17 protein-coding genes are annotated in these 17,204 nt (G+C 50.8%); 5 read left to right on the top strand and 12 right to left on the bottom strand.

Annotated elements, in window-relative coordinates; translation table 11 throughout:
• The first annotated feature begins 172 nt into the window (after window positions 1-172).
• The gene (locus C1A11_RS04150) at window positions 173-1,933 is read left to right on the top strand and encodes a Na/Pi cotransporter family protein (protein ID WP_102049139.1); all 1,761 of its coding nucleotides are present in this window, start codon (window positions 173-175) and stop codon (window positions 1,931-1,933) included.
• 273 nt (window positions 1,934-2,206) lie between these two features.
• Here C1A11_RS04150 and atpC read toward each other — a convergent pair whose 3' ends face one another.
• From atpC to C1A11_RS04105, 8 genes are read right to left on the bottom strand one after another with little or no spacing between them, the layout of a single operon-like run.
• On the bottom strand, window positions 2,207-2,608 hold the full coding sequence (gene atpC / locus C1A11_RS04140) for an ATP synthase F1 subunit epsilon (RefSeq protein ID WP_102049137.1): 402 nt from the start codon (window positions 2,606-2,608) through the stop codon (window positions 2,207-2,209).
• Complete coding sequence (gene atpD, locus C1A11_RS04135; RefSeq protein WP_102049240.1) at window positions 2,609-4,006, bottom strand: F0F1 ATP synthase subunit beta; 1,398 nt, start codon at window positions 4,004-4,006, stop codon at window positions 2,609-2,611.
• Between the two features lie 18 nt (window positions 4,007-4,024).
• Window positions 4,025-4,915 (bottom strand): ATP synthase F1 subunit gamma, encoded by an 891-nt coding sequence (gene atpG, locus C1A11_RS04130; protein WP_102049136.1) that lies wholly within the window; start codon window positions 4,913-4,915, stop codon window positions 4,025-4,027.
• Entirely contained in the window at window positions 4,903-6,423 is a 1,521-nt protein-coding gene (gene atpA, locus C1A11_RS04125) for a F0F1 ATP synthase subunit alpha (RefSeq protein ID WP_102049135.1), read from the bottom strand. The genes atpG and atpA overlap by 13 nt, the downstream gene beginning before the upstream one ends.
• A complete protein-coding gene (atpH, locus tag C1A11_RS04120) occupies window positions 6,420-6,944 on the bottom strand; it encodes an ATP synthase F1 subunit delta (protein WP_102049134.1) in 525 nt (174 codons plus the stop codon). Before atpH ends, atpA begins: the two co-directional genes overlap by 4 nt.
• Window positions 6,941-7,429 (bottom strand): F0F1 ATP synthase subunit B, encoded by a 489-nt coding sequence (gene atpF, locus C1A11_RS04115; protein ID WP_102049133.1) that lies wholly within the window; start codon window positions 7,427-7,429, stop codon window positions 6,941-6,943. Before atpF ends, atpH begins: the two co-directional genes overlap by 4 nt.
• A gap of 14 nt (window positions 7,430-7,443) precedes the next feature.
• Complete coding sequence (gene atpE, locus C1A11_RS04110) at window positions 7,444-7,668, bottom strand: ATP synthase F0 subunit C (protein ID WP_376745133.1); 225 nt, start codon at window positions 7,666-7,668, stop codon at window positions 7,444-7,446.
• A 31-nt stretch (window positions 7,669-7,699) separates the two neighbouring features.
• Window positions 7,700-8,395, bottom strand: coding sequence for a F0F1 ATP synthase subunit A (locus tag C1A11_RS04105; protein WP_102049131.1), 696 nt, complete (start codon window positions 8,393-8,395; stop codon window positions 7,700-7,702).
• A 263-nt stretch (window positions 8,396-8,658) separates the two neighbouring features.
• Here C1A11_RS04105 and C1A11_RS04100 point away from each other — a divergent pair, with 263 nt between their 5' ends.
• From C1A11_RS04100 to C1A11_RS04090, 3 genes are all read left to right on the top strand, one after another.
• Window positions 8,659-10,272: an ATP-binding protein gene (locus C1A11_RS04100; RefSeq protein ID WP_102049130.1), complete on the top strand. Its 1,614-nt coding sequence runs from the start codon at window positions 8,659-8,661 to the stop codon at window positions 10,270-10,272.
• Between the two features lie 3 nt (window positions 10,273-10,275).
• Entirely contained in the window at window positions 10,276-10,962 is a 687-nt protein-coding gene (locus tag C1A11_RS04095) for a response regulator (protein ID WP_102049129.1), read from the top strand.
• An 84-nt stretch (window positions 10,963-11,046) separates the two neighbouring features.
• On the top strand, window positions 11,047-11,844 hold the full coding sequence (locus C1A11_RS04090; protein ID WP_102049128.1) for a GNAT family N-acetyltransferase: 798 nt from the start codon (window positions 11,047-11,049) through the stop codon (window positions 11,842-11,844).
• A 206-nt stretch (window positions 11,845-12,050) separates the two neighbouring features.
• On the opposite strand, the gene C1A11_RS04085 is transcribed toward C1A11_RS04090, so the two are convergent.
• A complete protein-coding gene (locus C1A11_RS04085; protein ID WP_102049127.1) occupies window positions 12,051-12,719 on the bottom strand; it encodes an HAD family hydrolase in 669 nt (222 codons plus the stop codon).
• A gap of 181 nt (window positions 12,720-12,900) precedes the next feature.
• Between C1A11_RS04085 and C1A11_RS04080 the strand changes: the two genes are divergently transcribed.
• A complete protein-coding gene (locus tag C1A11_RS04080; protein ID WP_102049126.1) occupies window positions 12,901-14,241 on the top strand; it encodes a D-alanyl-D-alanine carboxypeptidase family protein in 1,341 nt (446 codons plus the stop codon).
• Window positions 14,242-14,385: 144 nt separating this feature from the next.
• Here C1A11_RS04080 and C1A11_RS04075 read toward each other — a convergent pair whose 3' ends face one another.
• The 3 genes from C1A11_RS04075 to C1A11_RS04065 all read right to left on the bottom strand — a co-directional run bounded on the left by C1A11_RS04075 (window position 14,386) and on the right by C1A11_RS04065 (window position 17,200).
• Window positions 14,386-16,008, bottom strand: a complete 1,623-nt coding sequence (locus C1A11_RS04075) for an MBOAT family O-acyltransferase (RefSeq protein ID WP_102049125.1) — start codon at window positions 16,006-16,008, stop codon at window positions 14,386-14,388.
• A 104-nt stretch (window positions 16,009-16,112) separates the two neighbouring features.
• Window positions 16,113-16,487: a DUF2304 domain-containing protein gene (locus C1A11_RS04070; protein ID WP_102049124.1), complete on the bottom strand. Its 375-nt coding sequence runs from the start codon at window positions 16,485-16,487 to the stop codon at window positions 16,113-16,115.
• The gene (locus C1A11_RS04065) at window positions 16,487-17,200 is read right to left on the bottom strand and encodes a glycosyltransferase family 2 protein (RefSeq protein ID WP_102049123.1); all 714 of its coding nucleotides are present in this window, start codon (window positions 17,198-17,200) and stop codon (window positions 16,487-16,489) included. Before C1A11_RS04065 ends, C1A11_RS04070 begins: the two co-directional genes overlap by 1 nt.
• Window positions 17,201-17,204 lie beyond the last annotated feature (4 nt).

Genomic DNA, 17,204 nt, shown 5'->3' with positions numbered 1-17,204 from the left:
CATTTGCGGCCTTGCAATTTGCCCGAGATGCTTTACACTTAAAAGGGTAGAAATTGATAAGGTAAAGTAAAGCTTGAAATTTAGATTCCAAGCTTTGCTTTTGCGTCTTGAAATATGGAAAAACTATTTTAAACAAGGCGATCATCCAATTTTTGGAAAGGACTATCTTTAGATGGATTTTTTTAACCTTTTTAGTCTGTTTGGCGGCCTGGCTCTGTTCCTTTTCGGTATGGACATTATGGGCAAAGCACTCGAAAAGCAGGCCGGCGGTAAGCTGCAAAAAATACTCAGTAAGCTGACGGACAACCCCTTTAAAGGCTTCATGCTCGGCCTTGCTGTCACCGCTGTCATTCAAAGCTCCAGCGCGACTACCGTTATGGTCGTTGGCTTTGTTAACAGCGGCATCATGCAGCTGCATCAGGCAGTGGGCATCATCATGGGCTCTAACGTTGGTACCACGGTAACCAGCTGGATTCTCAGCCTTTCAGGCATTGAGGGCAACAGCTTCTGGGTCAAATTGTTTAAGCCTACCAGCTTTAGCCCCATTCTTGCTTTCATCGGCATTGTGCTATATATGTTCTGCCGCTCGGAAAAGAAAAAAGGCAGCGGTACCATTTTGCTGGGCTTTGCCGTATTGATGACCGGTATGACCGCAATGTCTTCTGCGGTTGCACCGCTTTCGGACGCACCCTGGTTCCGCGACCTGTTTGTTCAGTTCACTAACCCGATTCTTGGTGTTCTTGCCGGTGCTGTGCTCACCGCGGTTATTCAAAGCTCCAGCGCAAGCGTTGGTATTTTGCAGGCACTCAGTTCCACAGGCGTAATCACCTATGGCAGCGCCATCCCCATTATCATGGGCCAGAACATCGGCACCTGCGTTACAGCGCTGATTTCTTCTGTGGGCGCCAACAAAAACGCACGCCGCGCTGCGATGATTCATCTGTACTTTAATATCATCGGCGTGCTGGTGTTCCTCAGCATTTTCTACACGGCCAATACGTTTATCCATTTCCCGATGCTGGAAGAGAATGTTTCCACCTTTGGTATTGCCATTGTGCATACGCTGTTTAACGTGCTCGCTACCCTCGTAATGCTGCCGTTCAGCCGTCTGCTCGAAAAGCTGGCCTACCTCACCATTCCCCAGGACGATGCCCCCGAACAGTTCCAGATGCTCGACCCGCGCCTGCTGGCTACCCCGGCTGTCGCTGCAGACCGTGCATCTGTCACCACTGCTGATATGGCCGAGCTTGCCCGTGCCAGCTTTTTGGGCGCGATTGCACTGACCCACCGCTGGAATGAAGAAGGTGCAGAAAGAGTACGCCGGCAGGAGAACGAAACGGACAAGTACGAAGACGCGATTGGCACCTATCTTGTCAAACTTTCTACCTGTAACCTCACGCTGAAAGACAGCCATCTGGTCAACACCCTGCTGCACACCATCAGCGATTTTGAACGCATCAGCGACCACGCAACCAACCTGCTTGGCACTGCGCGCGAGATTGAAGAAAAGAACATTGTATTCTCGGCACAGGCACAAAGCGAGCTGATTGTGCTCGAAGATGCGGTGCAGGAGATTATCAACCGCACTGTCGATTGCTTTGAAAATAATGACCTGGTGGCTGCAAGCCGTGTCGAGCCGCTCGAGCAGGTTATCGATGACCTCGTGCGCAAAATTAAATCGCGGCACATTGCACGCCTGCAAACAGGCAGCTGTACCATAGAGTACGGCTTTGTGCTCGACGACCTGCTGACCAACTACGAGCGTGTTGCAGACCATTGCAGCAACATCGCAGTGGCAATGATTCAGGTTGCAGATGACAGCTTTGAAACCCACGAGTACCTGACTAGCGTTAAAAGCGGCGGCAACGAAAACTTTGACCAAATGTTCCGCGAATTCCGTGGTAAATTCCGCTTCCCGGATGAATCGCTGTAATCAATACAAAGCTTAGATTTTGTAATATAATAAAACAAATAGAAACCTCCCGTTGCTTATGCATCGGGAGGTTTCTGCTTTTTGCCAGCTAGTATGCCAGGCTTTACGGCCAGGCAAAACCAGAGTCGGTAATATAAAAAAGCCCTCTTTACCGGCACCCGGCAAGAAGGCTTTTTATCAAAGAGCAAAAAGAAAACTGCGGCGATTTCTTTTTGCCCTGTGGCGAAAGCATGGTGTGTGGAGCACGGTTGGCTGCTTACCACGCTGCTTTCTTTATCGGTGCAGGGTTCTAAGTCTTGCGGTAGCACGGCTCAATGCGGCCTGCGACTGATAATACTCTTGCATGCTCTGCTTTTGGCGCATACGTTCTTCGGCGCGGGCCTTGGCAGCTTCAGCACGGTTGATATCAATCTCATCCGGGTGTTCAGCAGCCGCGGCAAGCAAAACAGTTTTGTCTGGCAGTATCTCAGCAAAGCCTGTGGTGACGGCTGCTTTTTGCCATTCTCCGTTTACCCGAAATTGCAGCTCGCCCGGCTCCAGCGCGGTAACCACCGGCTCGTGGCCGGCTTGCACGCCGTAAAGACCATCCAATACGGGCAAAATTAAATCTTCTGCCGGGCCGGAGTAAAAAACGCGGGTTGGGGTGATGATTTCAAGTTGAAAAGTGTTTGCCACTTAAACCGCCCCCATCTTTTTGGCTTTCTCCACCACTTCATCGGCAGTGCCAACCATAGAGAACGCCGCTTCGGGGTATTGGTCCAGCTCACCGGCAAGCAGCGCCTCAAAGCTGTTCAGTGTATCCTCAAGCTTTACATAGCGGCCCTGCAGCCCGGTGAAGTTTTCAGCCACCGAGAACGGCTGCGAGAAGAACTGCTGTGCACGGCGGGCACGCTGTACCACCAGTTTGTCGGTTTCAGAAAGCTCTTCCATACCCAGAATAGCGATGATGTCCTGCAGCTCGCGATAGCGCTGCAGCAGCTCCTGCACACCGCGGGCAATGTCATAATGGCGCTGACCCACCACTTCCGGCTCCAGAATACGAGAGGTGGACTCAAGCGGGTCTACAGCGGGGTAAATGCCCTGCTCGACGATTTTACGAGAAAGAACGGTCGTTGCATCCAGATGTGCAAAGGTAGTAGCAGGGGCGGGGTCGGTCAGATCGTCCGCAGGCACATAAACAGCCTGCACCGAGGTGATGGCGCCGTCTTTGGTAGAAGTGATACGTTCCTGCAAAGCACCCATCTCGTTTGCGAGGGTCGGCTGGTAGCCAACGGCAGAGGGCATACGGCCCATTAGTGCCGAAACCTCGCTGCCTGCCTGCACATAACGGAAGATATTATCAATAAACAGTAGCACGTTCTGTTTTTCGCGGTCGCGGAAATACTCTGCCATGGTCAGCCCGGTAAGTGCAACGCGCATACGTGCTCCGGGGGGTTCGTTCATCTGGCCAAAGACCAGTGCGGTTTTTGCCAGTACGCCGGAATCGCCCATCTCACGCCAGAGGTCGTTGCCCTCGCGGGTACGCTCGCCTACGCCAGTGAAGATGGAGTAGCCACCGTGCTCGGTGGCGATGTTGTGAATGAGCTCTTGAATCAGCACGGTTTTGCCAACGCCAGCACCGCCGAAAAGGCCGATTTTGCCGCCTCGCGCATATGGGGCAAGCAGGTCGATGACCTTAATGCCGGTTTCAAACAGTTCAACGACGGGGCGCTGGTTTTCAAAAGCGGGCGGATCGCGATGAATCGACCACGACTCAGCAGTTTCGACTTCACCTTTGCCATCAATAGGCTGGCCCAGCACGTTGAACATGCGGCCCAGTGTTTCTTTGCCCACAGGGGCCTGTATGGGAGCGCCAGTAGCCAAAACTTCCATGCCGCGGCCCAAGCCTTCGCTTGGGGTCAGCATAAAGCAGCGCACCATGTCGCCGCCGATGTGGCGGGCAACCTCCATCAGCCGCCGCTCGCCGCCGCATTCCACCCAAAGGGCTTCTTTTAGCGCGGGCAGATGTCCGTTCTCAAATTGAACGTCCACAATGGGGCCTAGCACCTGGGCAATTTTTCCCTTGTTTTCCATGAAAAGTGCCTCCAACATTTAAGATTGCAAACTTGCTTGCGCGCCGCCTACAACCTCAGTAATTTCTTGTGTAATGGCAGACTGTCTGGCTCTGTTGTAAACCAGCGAAAGCTGCTTGAGCAGTTCTTTGGCGTTTTTTGTGGAAGAATCCATTGCCTGCATGCGCGCATTTTGCTCGCTGCAGTAAGATTCCACCAGCCCGCCGAAAATCATGCCTTTCACGTAGCCGGGGACGATATGCGAAAGCACTGCGTCCGGGGAGGGGACGTAGCTCACTGTCTGCTGATAGCGGCTGTCCGAAGTATTTTTCCACTGGGGAAAGTTATGTTCATCCAGTGGCAGCAGTTTGTATTTTTTTGGTACCATGTGCAACGGCGATTCCATTTCGGTGAAAATCATGTAAACGTCATCTAGCATGCCTTGCTGAAACAGGCGCAGCATAATGTCCGAAATCTCCTGTGCACGGAACAGGGTGGGGTCCTGTGCTGTGTACAAAAACTCGCCGTCAATCGTCACATCTTTTTGCGTAAAGTAAGCGCGCCCTACCTGGCCCACCAAAAAGAGGGTAGGCTGTGCGGATTTTGCCATGGCCGCTTCTGCCAGCTTGAGCACATTGTGATTGTAAGCACCGGCAAGCCCTTTGTCGGCAGTGATAACGATGTACCCCGCTTTGCGCTGAGCAGCGGGGATGTGCTCCCGCTTATCAAAATAGCAATGGCGAATCTCGGGCGAATGATGGAGAATATCACAGATGGTAGCGTCTATTTTTTGAAAATAGGGTTCCACATCATTCAGCTGTTTGCGCGCTTTGCGCAGGTTAGAAGAGGAGATGAGATACATCGCATTGGTGATTTTCAGGGTCTGCTCTACACTTTTAATGTGGGTGCGGATCTCCTTTATGCTTGCCATTGTTTGCTCACCCGTTTCTTATACTCTTCCAGTGCGGACCGAATAGTTTCTACCGCTGTGCCGGAAAGTGCGCCGGTTTGCTGAATCTCGGCCATAGTTTCCTGCTGGGTGTTTTCCATCTCGGTGCAAAAGTCGTTTACGAAACCACTTACCGCAGCAAGGGGGACATCTGCCAGCAGCCCATTGGTAGAAATATACAGTGTGACTGCCTGCCGTGCCACCGATTGCGGATGGTAAAGGGGCTGTTTGAGAATCTCGAGCAGCCGACGTCCATGGTTTAAGGTTTCCTGAGTCGCAGAATCAAGGTCAGAGGAAAACTGAGTAAAAACCTCAAGCTCGCGGAAACGAGCGAGGTCGATACGAAGAGTACCGGCAGTTTTTTTGATGGCACGGGTTTGTGCAGCGCCGCCTACACGAGAAACGGAGAGGCCAACGTTGACAGCAGGTCGCTGGCCAGCAAAGAACAGATCGCTTTCAAGGTAAATCTGGCCGTCTGTAATAGAAATTACGTTGGTAGGAATGTAAGCGGATACGTCACCCGCGAGTGTTTCGATAATCGGCAAAGCCGTCATCGAACCGCCGCCGTACTCTTTGGTCAGACGGCAGGAACGCTCGAGCAAGCGCGAATGCAGATAAAATACGTCACCGGGATAAGCCTCACGCCCGGGTGAGCGATGCAGCAGCAGGCTGAGTGCACGGTAAGCCACTGCATGTTTGCTCAAATCGTCATAAACGATAAGTACGTCTTTGCCCTGTGCCATGAAATATTCGCCCATTGCGGTGCCCGCATACGGTGCGATGTACTGCAACGAGGCAGGGTCGCTGGCTGTGGCAGAAACAATAATGCTGTATTTTAGTGCCCCATATCGGTCCAGTGTATTGCGAATACGCGCCACTGTAGAAGCCTTTTGGCCGATGGCAACGTAGATGCAAATCACATCCAGGCCTTTCTGGTTCAAAATAGCATCTACGGCGATGGAAGTTTTGCCGGTTTCGCGGTCGCCGATAATAAGCTCGCGCTGGCCTCTGCCGATAGGAACCATCGCATCGATGGCCAAAATGCCGGTTTGCAGCGGCACAGTAACTGGCTCACGCGAAAGTACACCGCTTGCCTCCCGTTCAATGGGGCGGCGCTCGGTGGTTTCAATCGGGCCAAGGCCGTCAATGGGCGCACCCAGTGCATCCACAGTGCGCCCAATCAGCGCGTCGCCCACGCCAACGTCGGCGCTGCGCCCGGTGCGGCGCACCACAGAGCCCTCATGCAGGCCACTGTCAGAACCAAGCAGCACGCAGCCTACACTGTCCTTTTCCAGGTTCAGCACCATGCCCTGCACGCCGTTTTCAAACTCTAAAAGCTCACCGTAAAGGGCGTTGTCCAGGCCATAGAGGGTGGCGATGCCGTCGCCAATTTCAAGCACACTTCCTACCTCGTCGCGCCGGGTGCGAACGTCATAGTTCGCAATCTGATCACGCAGGATAGAAACAATTTCTTCTGGCTGATTTTTCACACGATTCGCCTCTCTTGCAGCTGCTTTGCAAGGTTTTCCAGACGGCCGCGGACGCTGCGGTCATACCGCACGCCCTCAATTTCCAGAAGAAAGCCGCCGAGAAGCGCTGGGTCCTGCCGGATTTCGAGCCGGACAAAACGCTTGTGGTGAAGCTTGCAAAGCAGGGATTGGATTTGTTGCTGTGTCTTTTCATCGGGGATGTGAACACAGGTCATGACGCAGACTGCGCCGTCGGCAGCATCCAGCGCTTTTTGCTGGTATGCTGTAATAATTTCCGGCAGCAGCTCCATACGGCCTTTGTCACACAAAAGCGAAAAAAAGTGGAGCAGCAGCGGTTGGGTTTGCAGGCGGGGCAAATGCTCGAGCACTGCTTTTTTTTCTGCGGGGCGCAAAACCGGGCTGGTAAGTGCATCCCAAAGTTCTGGCTCTTGCAGCAAAAAGTGCGCGGTGTGTACAAATGCGTCCTCGTCCGGCGTTAGGTCATATAAAGCAGCGGCATAGCGCTGGGCCAGATCGGTCATTCTTCAGCACCTGCCTCTGCCAGGAACGATTCTACCAAAGCGAGATCGTCAGAAGCATCCAGCGATTTGCCAGACACTTTTGCAGCGGCAGAAAGCGCCAATGCGGCAACCTGCCCTCTGGCCTGGCGCAGCATGGTCTGGCGTTCGCTATCCAGCTGCTCCAGCGTATCTGCCTTTAGCTGCGAACTTTCTTGCTTTGCTTTTTGCAGCAGTGCCTGATATTCGCGGTCGCCTTGGGTTTTGGCACGCTGGATGATTTGGTCTGCCTGGGTTTGTGCCTGCGACAGCTGCTGCTCGTATTGCTCGCGCAGCTGGGTTGCCTCGGTTTGCTTTTGCTCAGAATCAGAGAGCTGCTGCTTTACCATGGCGGCACGCTGGTCTAAAACATTGTTTACCCGACCAAAAAGAAACTTTTTAAAGAAAAAGTATAAAATTAATAGATTGATTACCGTCCACAAGATGGTAGTGGGCTGTATATCCAGCATTGGGGACGCCCCCTTTACTTCGTAAAGATAATAAGTAATGCGGTGATGAAGCCGAAGATCGCGGTACCTTCAGCCAGTGCGCAGCCAAGCAGCAGCGAGCTACGGATAGAGCCTGCAGCCTCGGGCTGACGGGCGATTGCCTCGCTGGCTTTACCGGTAGCAAGGCCAATGCCAATACCTGCGCCAATGCCGGTAAAAACTGCAATGGCTGCGGCAAAAAGTGCAATGTTCATATTCATATCCTCCTAAAAATAACTCTTTTGCCAATTTCTAAAATTCGTCTCGAATTCCCTCGCCAGCAAACAATGCGGTAAGAAAAACAAAGACGATGGTCTGGATGATGCCGTCAAACAGATCAAAGTAAAGACTGAACGGGACCGGGAAACCCACCGGAATCAGAAATTTGACCAATTCCATAATGAGGTGAGCACCTAAGATATTACCGAAAAGTCGCATGCACAGTGCCAGTGGACGAATTGCTACTTCCATTAAGTTAATGGGCAGCAAAAGCGGCAGCGGCTCGGCAAACTGTTTCAGCCCGCCCCAAAGGCCTCTGAACCGGAATTGTGCACCGTAAATAAGTACGGCACTCATCAGCGCCAGAGCAGCGGTTACATTTACGTCTTTGGTAGGCGGTGCCAGCCCGAAAATACCGCTCATGTTAGACAAAGCGATATAGATGGCTACCGTGCCCAGATAGGGGGCAAACGAGCGCCAGTGCTCACCGATGTTTTCCTCTGCAAAGTTGTTAAGAAAGCTTACGGCGGTTTCCAGCCCTAGCTGGACTTTACCGGGACTTTCTACACTTAGTTTGCGAGTAAGCAACAGCGTAAGCACCATTAGCGCGGCCATCAAAATCCAGGTTGTCACCACAGAGGCAGATACGGAAACCCCTCCCAGCACAGGAATTGTAAAAGCTACCGGGTTGCTAAGCTGGAAAAGGATCTCGTCCCTCAGTGCATCCAAATCACATCACCTCCCCGTGTTCTTGGACGAATTACATTCTAATCAAAACAGTTCGATTTGGGAACGCTTACGCAAGTAAAAAAAATGAAATATTTGTAAATGCCGGGCGAAACCATCTTGTTTGACAAGAATTTCTGCCACGCCTATAATAAAACTTACCAAGAAAACGCAGCAAAACCGCAGCAGTACAGCATATTTTTAAGAGTTACGCTGCCCGGCACTGCTTTTGCAAAAAAATAGTTTGGCAGAAAAGAGGAAAGCGTGTGAAAGACCGGTCGTCAAAATCCATTCGCGCACAAATTTTGTCTGTTAACCTCGTGGGCATTTTGCTTACGCTGGGGCTTGCGCTGGCGATTACCCTCGGTTTTACGCTGCGGCAGGACCGGCGCGCATTGGACGAAAATATCCGCAATTCCGCCATGCTGCTTGCGCAGGTACCAGAAGTGGTGCGCACACTGGATAACCAACTGGAAAGCCCGGCGATTAAAGAGCTGCTGGATGCAGCAACGGTTCGCATCAAAGACATTGATTTGATTGTACTGGCAGATCTCAATGGCATTCAGTATTACGCACCGGATCAGGAAATGGTGGGAACTGCCTATGTGGGCAAAGACCAAAAGCGTATCCTCGACGGCGAAGAAGCCTTTGTTTCTGACGACACAGGCCCTGCCGGTGCAGACCATTGTGCCTATGCGCCAGTGCGTGCTAAGGATGGAACGTTGCTCGGCTTTGTTGTGGTGGGCATTTATGCGCGCAGTTATGCGGCTTCGGCCTGGCATACGGTCTTGCGCTTTGTGCTTATCACCCTTGCTGCGGGTGCAGTCGGCGTTTTGCTGTCCTTTAAACTTTCAAACCGCATTAAAGCCTCGCTGCTGGGGTACGAACCGAGCCGTTTGGTGCAGCTTTTTCAGCAGCGCGAAGAAGTGCTCGAAGCGCTGGAAGAGGGCATCCTTGCTATCGACAGTGCGAATAATATTATTTACATTAACCGCGCTGCCGCCCGCATGATAGGGGTAGACCGCGAGCAGGCGATGGGGCAGCAGCTGCATGCTGTTTACCCGGCATCTACGCTGGACAGGGTGGCCGCTTCGGGCGTGCCGGAGTACAATGTTTCGCTTTCCTCACGACCGAAGATGTATATTCTGGCGGACCGTATGCCAATTCGCGAGGGACAAAAAATTATTGGCGCGGTGGCTATCTTCCGCAACCGCACCGAGGTGCGCAAGCTGGCAGAAAATCTGACCGGCGTGCGGCACATGGTAGAAGCGATGCGTGCGTATACCCATGAGTTTATGAACAAGCTGCATGTTATCCTGGGCCTTTTGCAGATTGGCGAGCCGCAGCGTGCCGAAGAATATATCATGAACATTACACAGATTCAGCGTGAAGTAATTGGCCTGATTATGGAACGAATTCAGGAGCCTTCGGCAGCAGCGCTGCTGGTGGGCAAAACAAGCCGCTGTGCAGAACTGGGCATTCGGCTGATTCTGGATAACCGCAGCCATTTAAGCAAAGAATGCCCGTTTTTGCCGGCAGATGCGTATGTCACTATTTTGGGCAACCTGATTGAAAATGCCATTGACGGGCTGAACCAAACCCCGCGTGGGTTAAAAGAGATTACCGTCAGCATCCGCGAAGAGGCAGAAGAGCTTCGCCTGTATGTCGACGACACCGGCCCTGGTATTTCGCCGGAAGCGCAAAAGCTAATGTTTCAGCGGGGCTTTTCAACCAAAGGCCCCGGCAGAGGAACCGGCTTAAAGCTGGTACAGGAGGTAGTGGAAGCCTGCCACGGTGCAATCCGGGTGGAGTCTGAGCTGGGTATCGGCACAACGTTCTTTTTAACGTTTAACCGACCCATGACACGAGAGGGGGAATAAACCATGTATCGCGTGGTGCTTGTAGAAGATGACCCGATGGTTTTGATGCTGAACCGCAAGTTTACCGAAAAAGATAAGCGGTTTCAGATAGTACACGAATTTGGCAACGGGCAGGATGCCCTGCACTGGTTGGTTAACAACCCGGTGGATTTGATTGTGCTGGATTTGTATATGCCGGTCTTAACCGGTCTTGAGCTGTTGCGGCAACTGCGGGGCCGAAAAATGAATGTAGACGTTATTATGGTGACAGCGGCACATGATGCCCCCACCCTTGACGCGCTTTTAAAGCTGGGCGTTACGGATTATCTGGTAAAGCCGTTTACTTACCCGCGCTTTCAGCAGGCGTTGGAGGCGTTTTGCCAGCAGCGGCAGGCGCTGGAAGGGCACAATAACGTAAGCCAGGCTGAGATCGACCGCTTGCTGACCCACAGTGGCGAAAGTCCCGCGGCCCCGAAAGGCTTGCAGGAAAAAACGCTGCAAATGATACGCAGTTTTCTGCAAGAATGCGGCACCGAGTTAACCAGCAGCGAAGAAATCGCAGCACACGTAGGGCTCTCAGCCGTTACAGTACGGCGGTATATGGCTTATTTGCTGGAGCTGCATGAGGTGAGTGGCCGGGTAGATTACGACACTGGCGGCCGTCCCTGTATGCGCTATTGCATGCCAGAGTCAAAACAAAACCCGCAGTAATAGGCGGCGCCTTACCAGTGCAGGCCATGCTGCTGGCAAGTGCAAATTAACTGTAAATTGCTTTTATAAAGAGAGGCGGCCATTGTGGAAGTATACCGTATCGATAAAACTGCAACCAAAGTGGTAGAACCACTTTTTGCCCATTGGCCGGAGACGCTGATATACTCTTGCCTACAAGGGTATATGGGTTTCGCCTGGGCAGATTGTAATCAGCAGCCTAAATCTGCACAAATTGTAGTCGCAGATTTCTGCTTTTTGGCAGGTCAGCCCAGTGAAGCACTGGTAAAAAATAAACCGCCGGAGCACCGCTCTGACTTCGTAATTATGGTGCCGCAGACGGAGGCTTGGGCAAAATTGATAGAGCAGGTGTACCAGGCAGATGCAAAGCGGATAACCCGCTATGCCATCAAAAAAGAGCCGGACATTTTTGATACCGGTAAGCTGACCGCAATTACGGAGGCTTTAAGCAAGGAATACAAGCTGAAGCTGATAGACCGCCCGATCTATGAAAAGGTACGGCAGATGCGCTGGTCTGAAGATTTATGTTCACAATTTGATACCTTCGAGAAGTTCGCCAAAAATGGTTTGGGCGTAGTTGCTCTGCACCAAGGCGAGATTGTATCGGGTGCTTCATCTTATACTGTTTATCGAGACGGCATTGAAATAGAAATCGATACCCAAAAAGAACACAGAAGAAAAGGCCTTGCGCTGGCATGCGGCGCAAAGCTGATTTTGGAGTGTATAAAGCGCAATTTATATCCCAGCTGGGATGCGCAGAACAAAGCATCTGTCGCGCTTGCGGAAAAGCTGGGTTATCATTTTGACCAGGAATACACGGCTTACGAAATTCACGGGTATGGTATAAAACAGGGTAGAGCGTAGAATTATTATATTGTGCAATGCACGTGTACCTTTTTTTCGATAAATCAAAAGCTTCGGTGCCAAGCGAGTATCTTGGCACCGAAGCTTTTATTGTTTTTCTTTTCACAGCGGTCAAAAGAGTGCTGTATTTCATAGTTTTTTTGCAAAAAAGCAAAAACAAGCGAGTAAATTGTAGAAAAATAGGGGTATAATACAAATGGTATTGCTTAAAGGGCGCCTGTACGTTCTTTTTCCAGCAGTGGGATTACGTCAAGCAGCGTAACACCTTCTGCAAAAAGCAACGGGCGCAAATCGTCTGTCACCGGGGTCAGGTCCGGAATCATCATCGGCTTGGCACCCGCCGCGGCGGCAGCCCGAATACCGTTTGGAGAATCTTCCAGCACAAGGCATTCTTCGGGCGCTCGGCCCAGCAGCTCAATTGCCTTTAAAAAAATGTCGGGTGCGGGTTTGTAATTGGTAATCATCGAGCCAAAGGCAACCTCGTCGAACAAATCAAATACGCCAATTTTAGTTAGCTGTGCGGTTGCTTTTTGCTCGCTGGTAGAGGTGGCAAGGCAAAGTGTGTAGCCATTGCTTTTAAGGTATTCCAGTAAACTGCGCAGCCCCACTTTTACGGGGATACCCTCGCGCTCCATCACGGATTCACAAAATGCTGTTTTTTTGCGGTTCAATTCTTCAAAATCAAAATCGTGCGCGAGAAACGCGCGCCATCGCTCGTAAGCAGTAGCGGCGCTTGCACCCCGGCAAGAGGAAAGAATTTCAGGTGCAAAAGGAAGGCCCGCTTCTCGAAAAACTTTTTCCCAACCGCTGGCCGAGAGCCTTTCGGTATCAATCATAAGTCCATCCATGTCAAAGATTACGGAACGTATTGCCATTGTTACAAAATCCCTTCTGCGAAATTTCCAAATATTACATTATTATTATACAATATCATAAAATATTTGCCACTTTATTTATAAGAAACAGTTTATATGATGTTTTTTGCTGAACAGTGTTCGGAAACCCAAAAATGTGATAAAATAGAATAAAATACTCTTCCAAAAAGGAATGGAATAAGTGCATAAAAAACTAATTTCGATTTTTTGCGCAGTTGCATTAACTGCGATAACAAGTATTTCTGCCGCAGCAGAAACGATAGCGCCACCGGCACTGCAAGCACAGGCTGCTTGCTTAATGGATGCCACCACAGGCCAAGTGCTATTTGAAAAAAATATGGATACTCAGCTTCCTCCCGCCTCGATCACCAAGATTATGACAGTGATGCTCGGCGTAGAAAGCGGAAGCTGGACCGATACTGTTACCATGAGCCATGACGCTGTATACAGTGTTCCCCGCAATAGCAGCCATATTGCACTCCAAGAAGGCGAACAGCTTACACTGGAACAGGCGCTGATGGCGACTATGCTTCCCTCCGCGAATGATGCGGCCAATGGTGTGGCAGAGTTTTCTGCCGGCAGCATGGAAGCGTTTGTGCAAAAGATGAATGAACGTGCTGCAGAGTGTGGAGCCACCAATACACATTTCGTCAACGCAAATGGCCTTGATGACCCACAGCATTTGACGACGGCGCACGATATGGCGCTGATTACCCGCAGAGCCATGCAAAGCGAAGAATTCATGCGGGTATTTGGCACGGCAGAATACGTCATTCCGCCCACCAACCTGCAAACAGAGGCCAGAAACATTGGCGCTGGCCATAAAATGATGTTCAACTTTACCAAATACTATGATTCGGGCATTTTAGGCGGCAAAAGCGGCTATACCCCAGAGGCGGGGCATACGCTGGTTACTGCGGTAGAGCATGAGGGCCGCAGGCTGATTGCAGTGGTAATGAACGCCCCTAAGAATGCAGCTATGTATGAAGACACCGTCGCACTGTTCAGCTATGGCTTTGGTGCTTTTACGCCTTTAAGCTTAACCGCCGAGAGCCTGGCAGAAGAGTATGGCGAAAAGCTGGCAGCCCAGACAGAACCCATCACCGTGTACTTGGCTGCGGGCGTAGAGGCATCGGCCATCCAAAAGCAGTTTACAGTACAGCAGGATGATGCAGAGGCAGTCAAAGTGGATGTATCGCTTAGCGTGCAGGGGGCAGAGGGGCTGCAATATGCAAAGCTTGGCACCGCACAACTGGTGCTTGAGCCGCACCAGCTTGCAGCAGATAAAAATGCCAGCGGAGTACCGATTACTTCACAAAGTCAGCCGGTAAAAGAGAAATCGGAGCGGTCTGCACCGGTGCGAATTTTGCTTGCCATTGGGCGCACGCTGGTCATCGGTGTCTGCATCGCAGTATTTATTGTTGTTATGGTAATGTTCTATATCCGAGTTAGCTATGATTTGAGAAGAAAAAGAAGAATCTACAAAAGCGGCAATAAAAAAAGAGGCCCACGTATTAAATAAATAAATAAAAAGCGCGCTTCGCAGCCTTTTGCGAAACGCGCTTTTCTTATTCAAGAGAAGAGTTTTCCACGAAACGTGTGGAAAACTTTCAACAAAAGCCGTTTTAATGTGGAAAACTTTTTGTCCTGGGACCCATCTCAGCAGCTAAAATGCACCGTAGATGAAGCCCGAATTGCCGAAAGCGCCAAAGAACAGCACCGCCAACAACAAAGCATACACCAGCACCAGACGCAAAATAAAGGGCAAGCGGCCAGAAAGTTTTTCGGGCGGGGTTTTATAGCAGATTGCTTCTACAATAAACAATGCCAAGGTGCACCAAAGCAGTGCAGGGCCATTGTTCTGATAAAAGCCAATATTGCGCAGCGAATTTTGTCGCGATACCGCGTCCGTGATATTGATGGTGAAATCAATAGGAAAGCGGTAGAAAAATGTAAAAGCATTTTTGAGCGAATCGGCACGGAAGAAAATCCATGCAAAATTCACAAACAGAAATGTGGGAACCCATTGCAATAATGCGTGTAGCGGCTTTACGCGCTCAATGCGGGTGACACTGCGCAGCCACTTACGAATTCCACGGGTAAGACGGGAAAGCACTGTATAGGCCCCATGCAGTCCGCCCCAAACAATGAAAGTGTATGCTGCCCCGTGCCATAAGCCAGAAAGCAAAAATACAATCATTACATTGATGCAAGCCCGTGCGGCGCCTTTTCGGCTGCCGCCCAGCGGAATATACAGATAATCTTGGAACCAGGAAGAAAGGCTGATGTGCCAGCGGTCCCAGAACTCGCCGATAGAGCGCGAAAAATAGGGCCGGTTAAAGTTGTTGCCAAGATGAAGACCAAGCATTTTGGCAGAGCCGATGGCCATATCTGAATAGCCGGAAAAATCAGCATAAATCTGAAGTGTGAAAAAGAGCGAGCCGCAGAACAGCTCGAAGCCGTTAAAGCGCTCTGGTGTGGCGAAAACAAGCTGTACAATGGCAGCTGCGTTATTAGAGAGCACGAGCTTTTTGAAAAAGCCCCAAAGCATCTGTCGCATGCCCTCATTCACCAGTGCGTGGTTATAGGGGCGGTTTTGCCGCAGCTCGTCCAGCAGCCCGCGTGAGCGCGCAATAGGGCCGGATACGATTTGCGGGAAAAAGCTGACAAACAATGCGTAGTTGATAACATTTAGTTCAGCTGGCCGGTCTTTGCGGTAAACATCTATGGCATAGCCAATCGATAAAAAGATGTAAAAGCTGATGCCAACAGGTAAGAAAAGGCTGGTGCTGACGCTGTCCTGTGGGATCATCGAAGGGAAAATGCCACTGAGTACCTCGCCAAAAAAGCCCATATATTTGTAGTAAACCAGCAAAGAAAGATCGATGCCGACCACAAAGATAAGCAGCAACCTGCGCCAGCCTCGCTTTTCAGCCAGGTCGATGGCGATGCAAAGAAAATAGCTGATTAAGGTGACGGCGGCAAGTAAAAATAAAAATTCCGGGTGCGCTTTTTGCTGGTTGTCAAAGGTGCAAAGGTAATAAAACAGGTAACTGCAAACCAGCAGCCAAAAGTTTTTTGCCACCTTAGGCAGCAGGTAGAACAGCAATAGGCAAACAGGGAAAAACAAATAGAACGAAAGGCTGGTAAAGCTAATGCCTTTGCGAAAAGTTTCTGTAAGCCAGTTCCACAGCACCGGGCCTGTGATGGGCGTAGATGCCGAAACCAGTTCCAGATACCGCCAAAGCCCTGAAAGCCATTGATTCACTTGTGTTGCCAGTGCAGACATAACTCACCCCAAGTCACGGCCGTGCCGTGTGTTTTTAGCCCCAGCCGATGCGAAGAAAAATGTGGTATGCAAGGTGGGGCAAAGGCGCTGCCAAAAGGCAGTGCTTATTTTTTATTTTGCTGCTCTTCCAGCTCGCGAATACGCCGCTCAAGCAGGGCGGCATTCTGGCTCAGCCGCTTGTTTTTCTCTGTCAGCATGCTGACAGCAGAAGAAAGTGACAGCAAAATAAACAGAATAAAAACAATAATCGCCATAAAGACGAAGTTGACAGGGTTAAGGATGCGCAGAATATCGCCCATGACGAGCACAATGTAAGGGAACAATGCAAACAAAAGCAGCGCAAGCCCTGAAAAAAGCCAAATGATGCAGTACTGCACGCTCAGCTTTTTCTTTTTCAGCAGAAAAAAGATAAAGCTAAGGTAAACCAGTACACCGAAAATGAGTGCAAGCCGAAAGTTGTTTTCCATAATTCCCTGCATCAGCTTTTCCTCCTTATCCGTTTGCCACAGGTCATTCGGTAAACTACCAAAGACAAGCAGACTTTAATCATATAGTAAGCAGATTTGAAAGAACGAATACTTGATACACCGCCCATGCGCTCTTCCATCACCACCGGCACTTCGCCCACACGGTAACCACCGCATACAGCGGCGACAATCGCTTCCGGTTCGGGGAAATCCTGCGCATAGTTATAAGCATAAAATTCCGTCAGCGCGCGTCCACAGGCACGGAACCCGCTGGTGGTATCACGCACCTTTTTGCCGGTCAGCATATGGATGAGCACGCTGATGATATTAATGCCAAGGCGCCGCAATGCGCTGCTCTGAAAGCCGTCTTTGGTAATGAATCGGCTGCCAATCGACATATCCAGCTCGCCGGCTTCCACCGGTGCAATCAGCGCTTTCAAGTAAGCGGGGTCATGCTGGCCGTCGCCGTCCATCTGCACGGTAATATCGTAGCCATTTTCCACTGCATAGAGGTAGCCACTTTGCACACCGCCGCCAATGCCCAGGTTAACAGGCAGCGAAATATACGAAAAACCATTCTTATCGCAAATCTCGCGGCTGCGGTCGGTAGAGCAGTCGTTGATGATAAGATAGTCAACGTCCGGGCAGACCCGGGCAAGCCGGCCCACGACCCGCTCGATATTTTCCTCTTCGTTGTAGCAGGGAATCATAACGAGTGTTTTCAAAATC

Source organism: Pygmaiobacter massiliensis, from assembly GCF_900199435.1.
Lineage (GTDB): Bacteria > Bacillota > Clostridia > Oscillospirales > Ruminococcaceae > Pygmaiobacter > Pygmaiobacter massiliensis.
Note: the sequence above shows the minus strand (reverse complement) of the source record. Positions and strands in the feature narration are given on the sequence as shown.

Excerpts from the sequence above, each read along its gene's own strand:
- C1A11_RS04085 (WP_102049127.1), bottom strand. The coding sequence starts at position 12,719 with ATGGCAATACGTTCCGTAATCTTTGACATGGATGGACTTATGATTGAT.
- C1A11_RS04075 (WP_102049125.1), bottom strand. The coding sequence starts at position 16,008 with ATGTCTGCACTGGCAACACAAGTGAATCAATGGCTTTCAGGGCTTTGG.
- C1A11_RS04150 (WP_102049139.1), top strand. The coding sequence starts at position 173 with ATGGATTTTTTTAACCTTTTTAGTCTGTTTGGCGGCCTGGCTCTGTTC.
- atpD (WP_102049240.1), bottom strand. The coding sequence starts at position 4,006 with ATGGAAAACAAGGGAAAAATTGCCCAGGTGCTAGGCCCCATTGTGGAC.
- atpF (WP_102049133.1), bottom strand. The coding sequence starts at position 7,429 with ATGCTGGATATACAGCCCACTACCATCTTGTGGACGGTAATCAATCTA.
- atpE (WP_376745133.1), bottom strand. The coding sequence starts at position 7,668 with ATGAATATGAACATTGCACTTTTTGCCGCAGCCATTGCAGTTTTTACC.
- C1A11_RS04095 (WP_102049129.1), top strand. The coding sequence starts at position 10,276 with ATGTATCGCGTGGTGCTTGTAGAAGATGACCCGATGGTTTTGATGCTG.
- atpG (WP_102049136.1), bottom strand. The coding sequence starts at position 4,915 with ATGGCAAGCATAAAGGAGATCCGCACCCACATTAAAAGTGTAGAGCAG.
- C1A11_RS04070 (WP_102049124.1), bottom strand. The coding sequence starts at position 16,487 with ATGCAGGGAATTATGGAAAACAACTTTCGGCTTGCACTCATTTTCGGT.
- atpH (WP_102049134.1), bottom strand. The coding sequence starts at position 6,944 with ATGACCGATCTGGCCCAGCGCTATGCCGCTGCTTTATATGACCTAACG.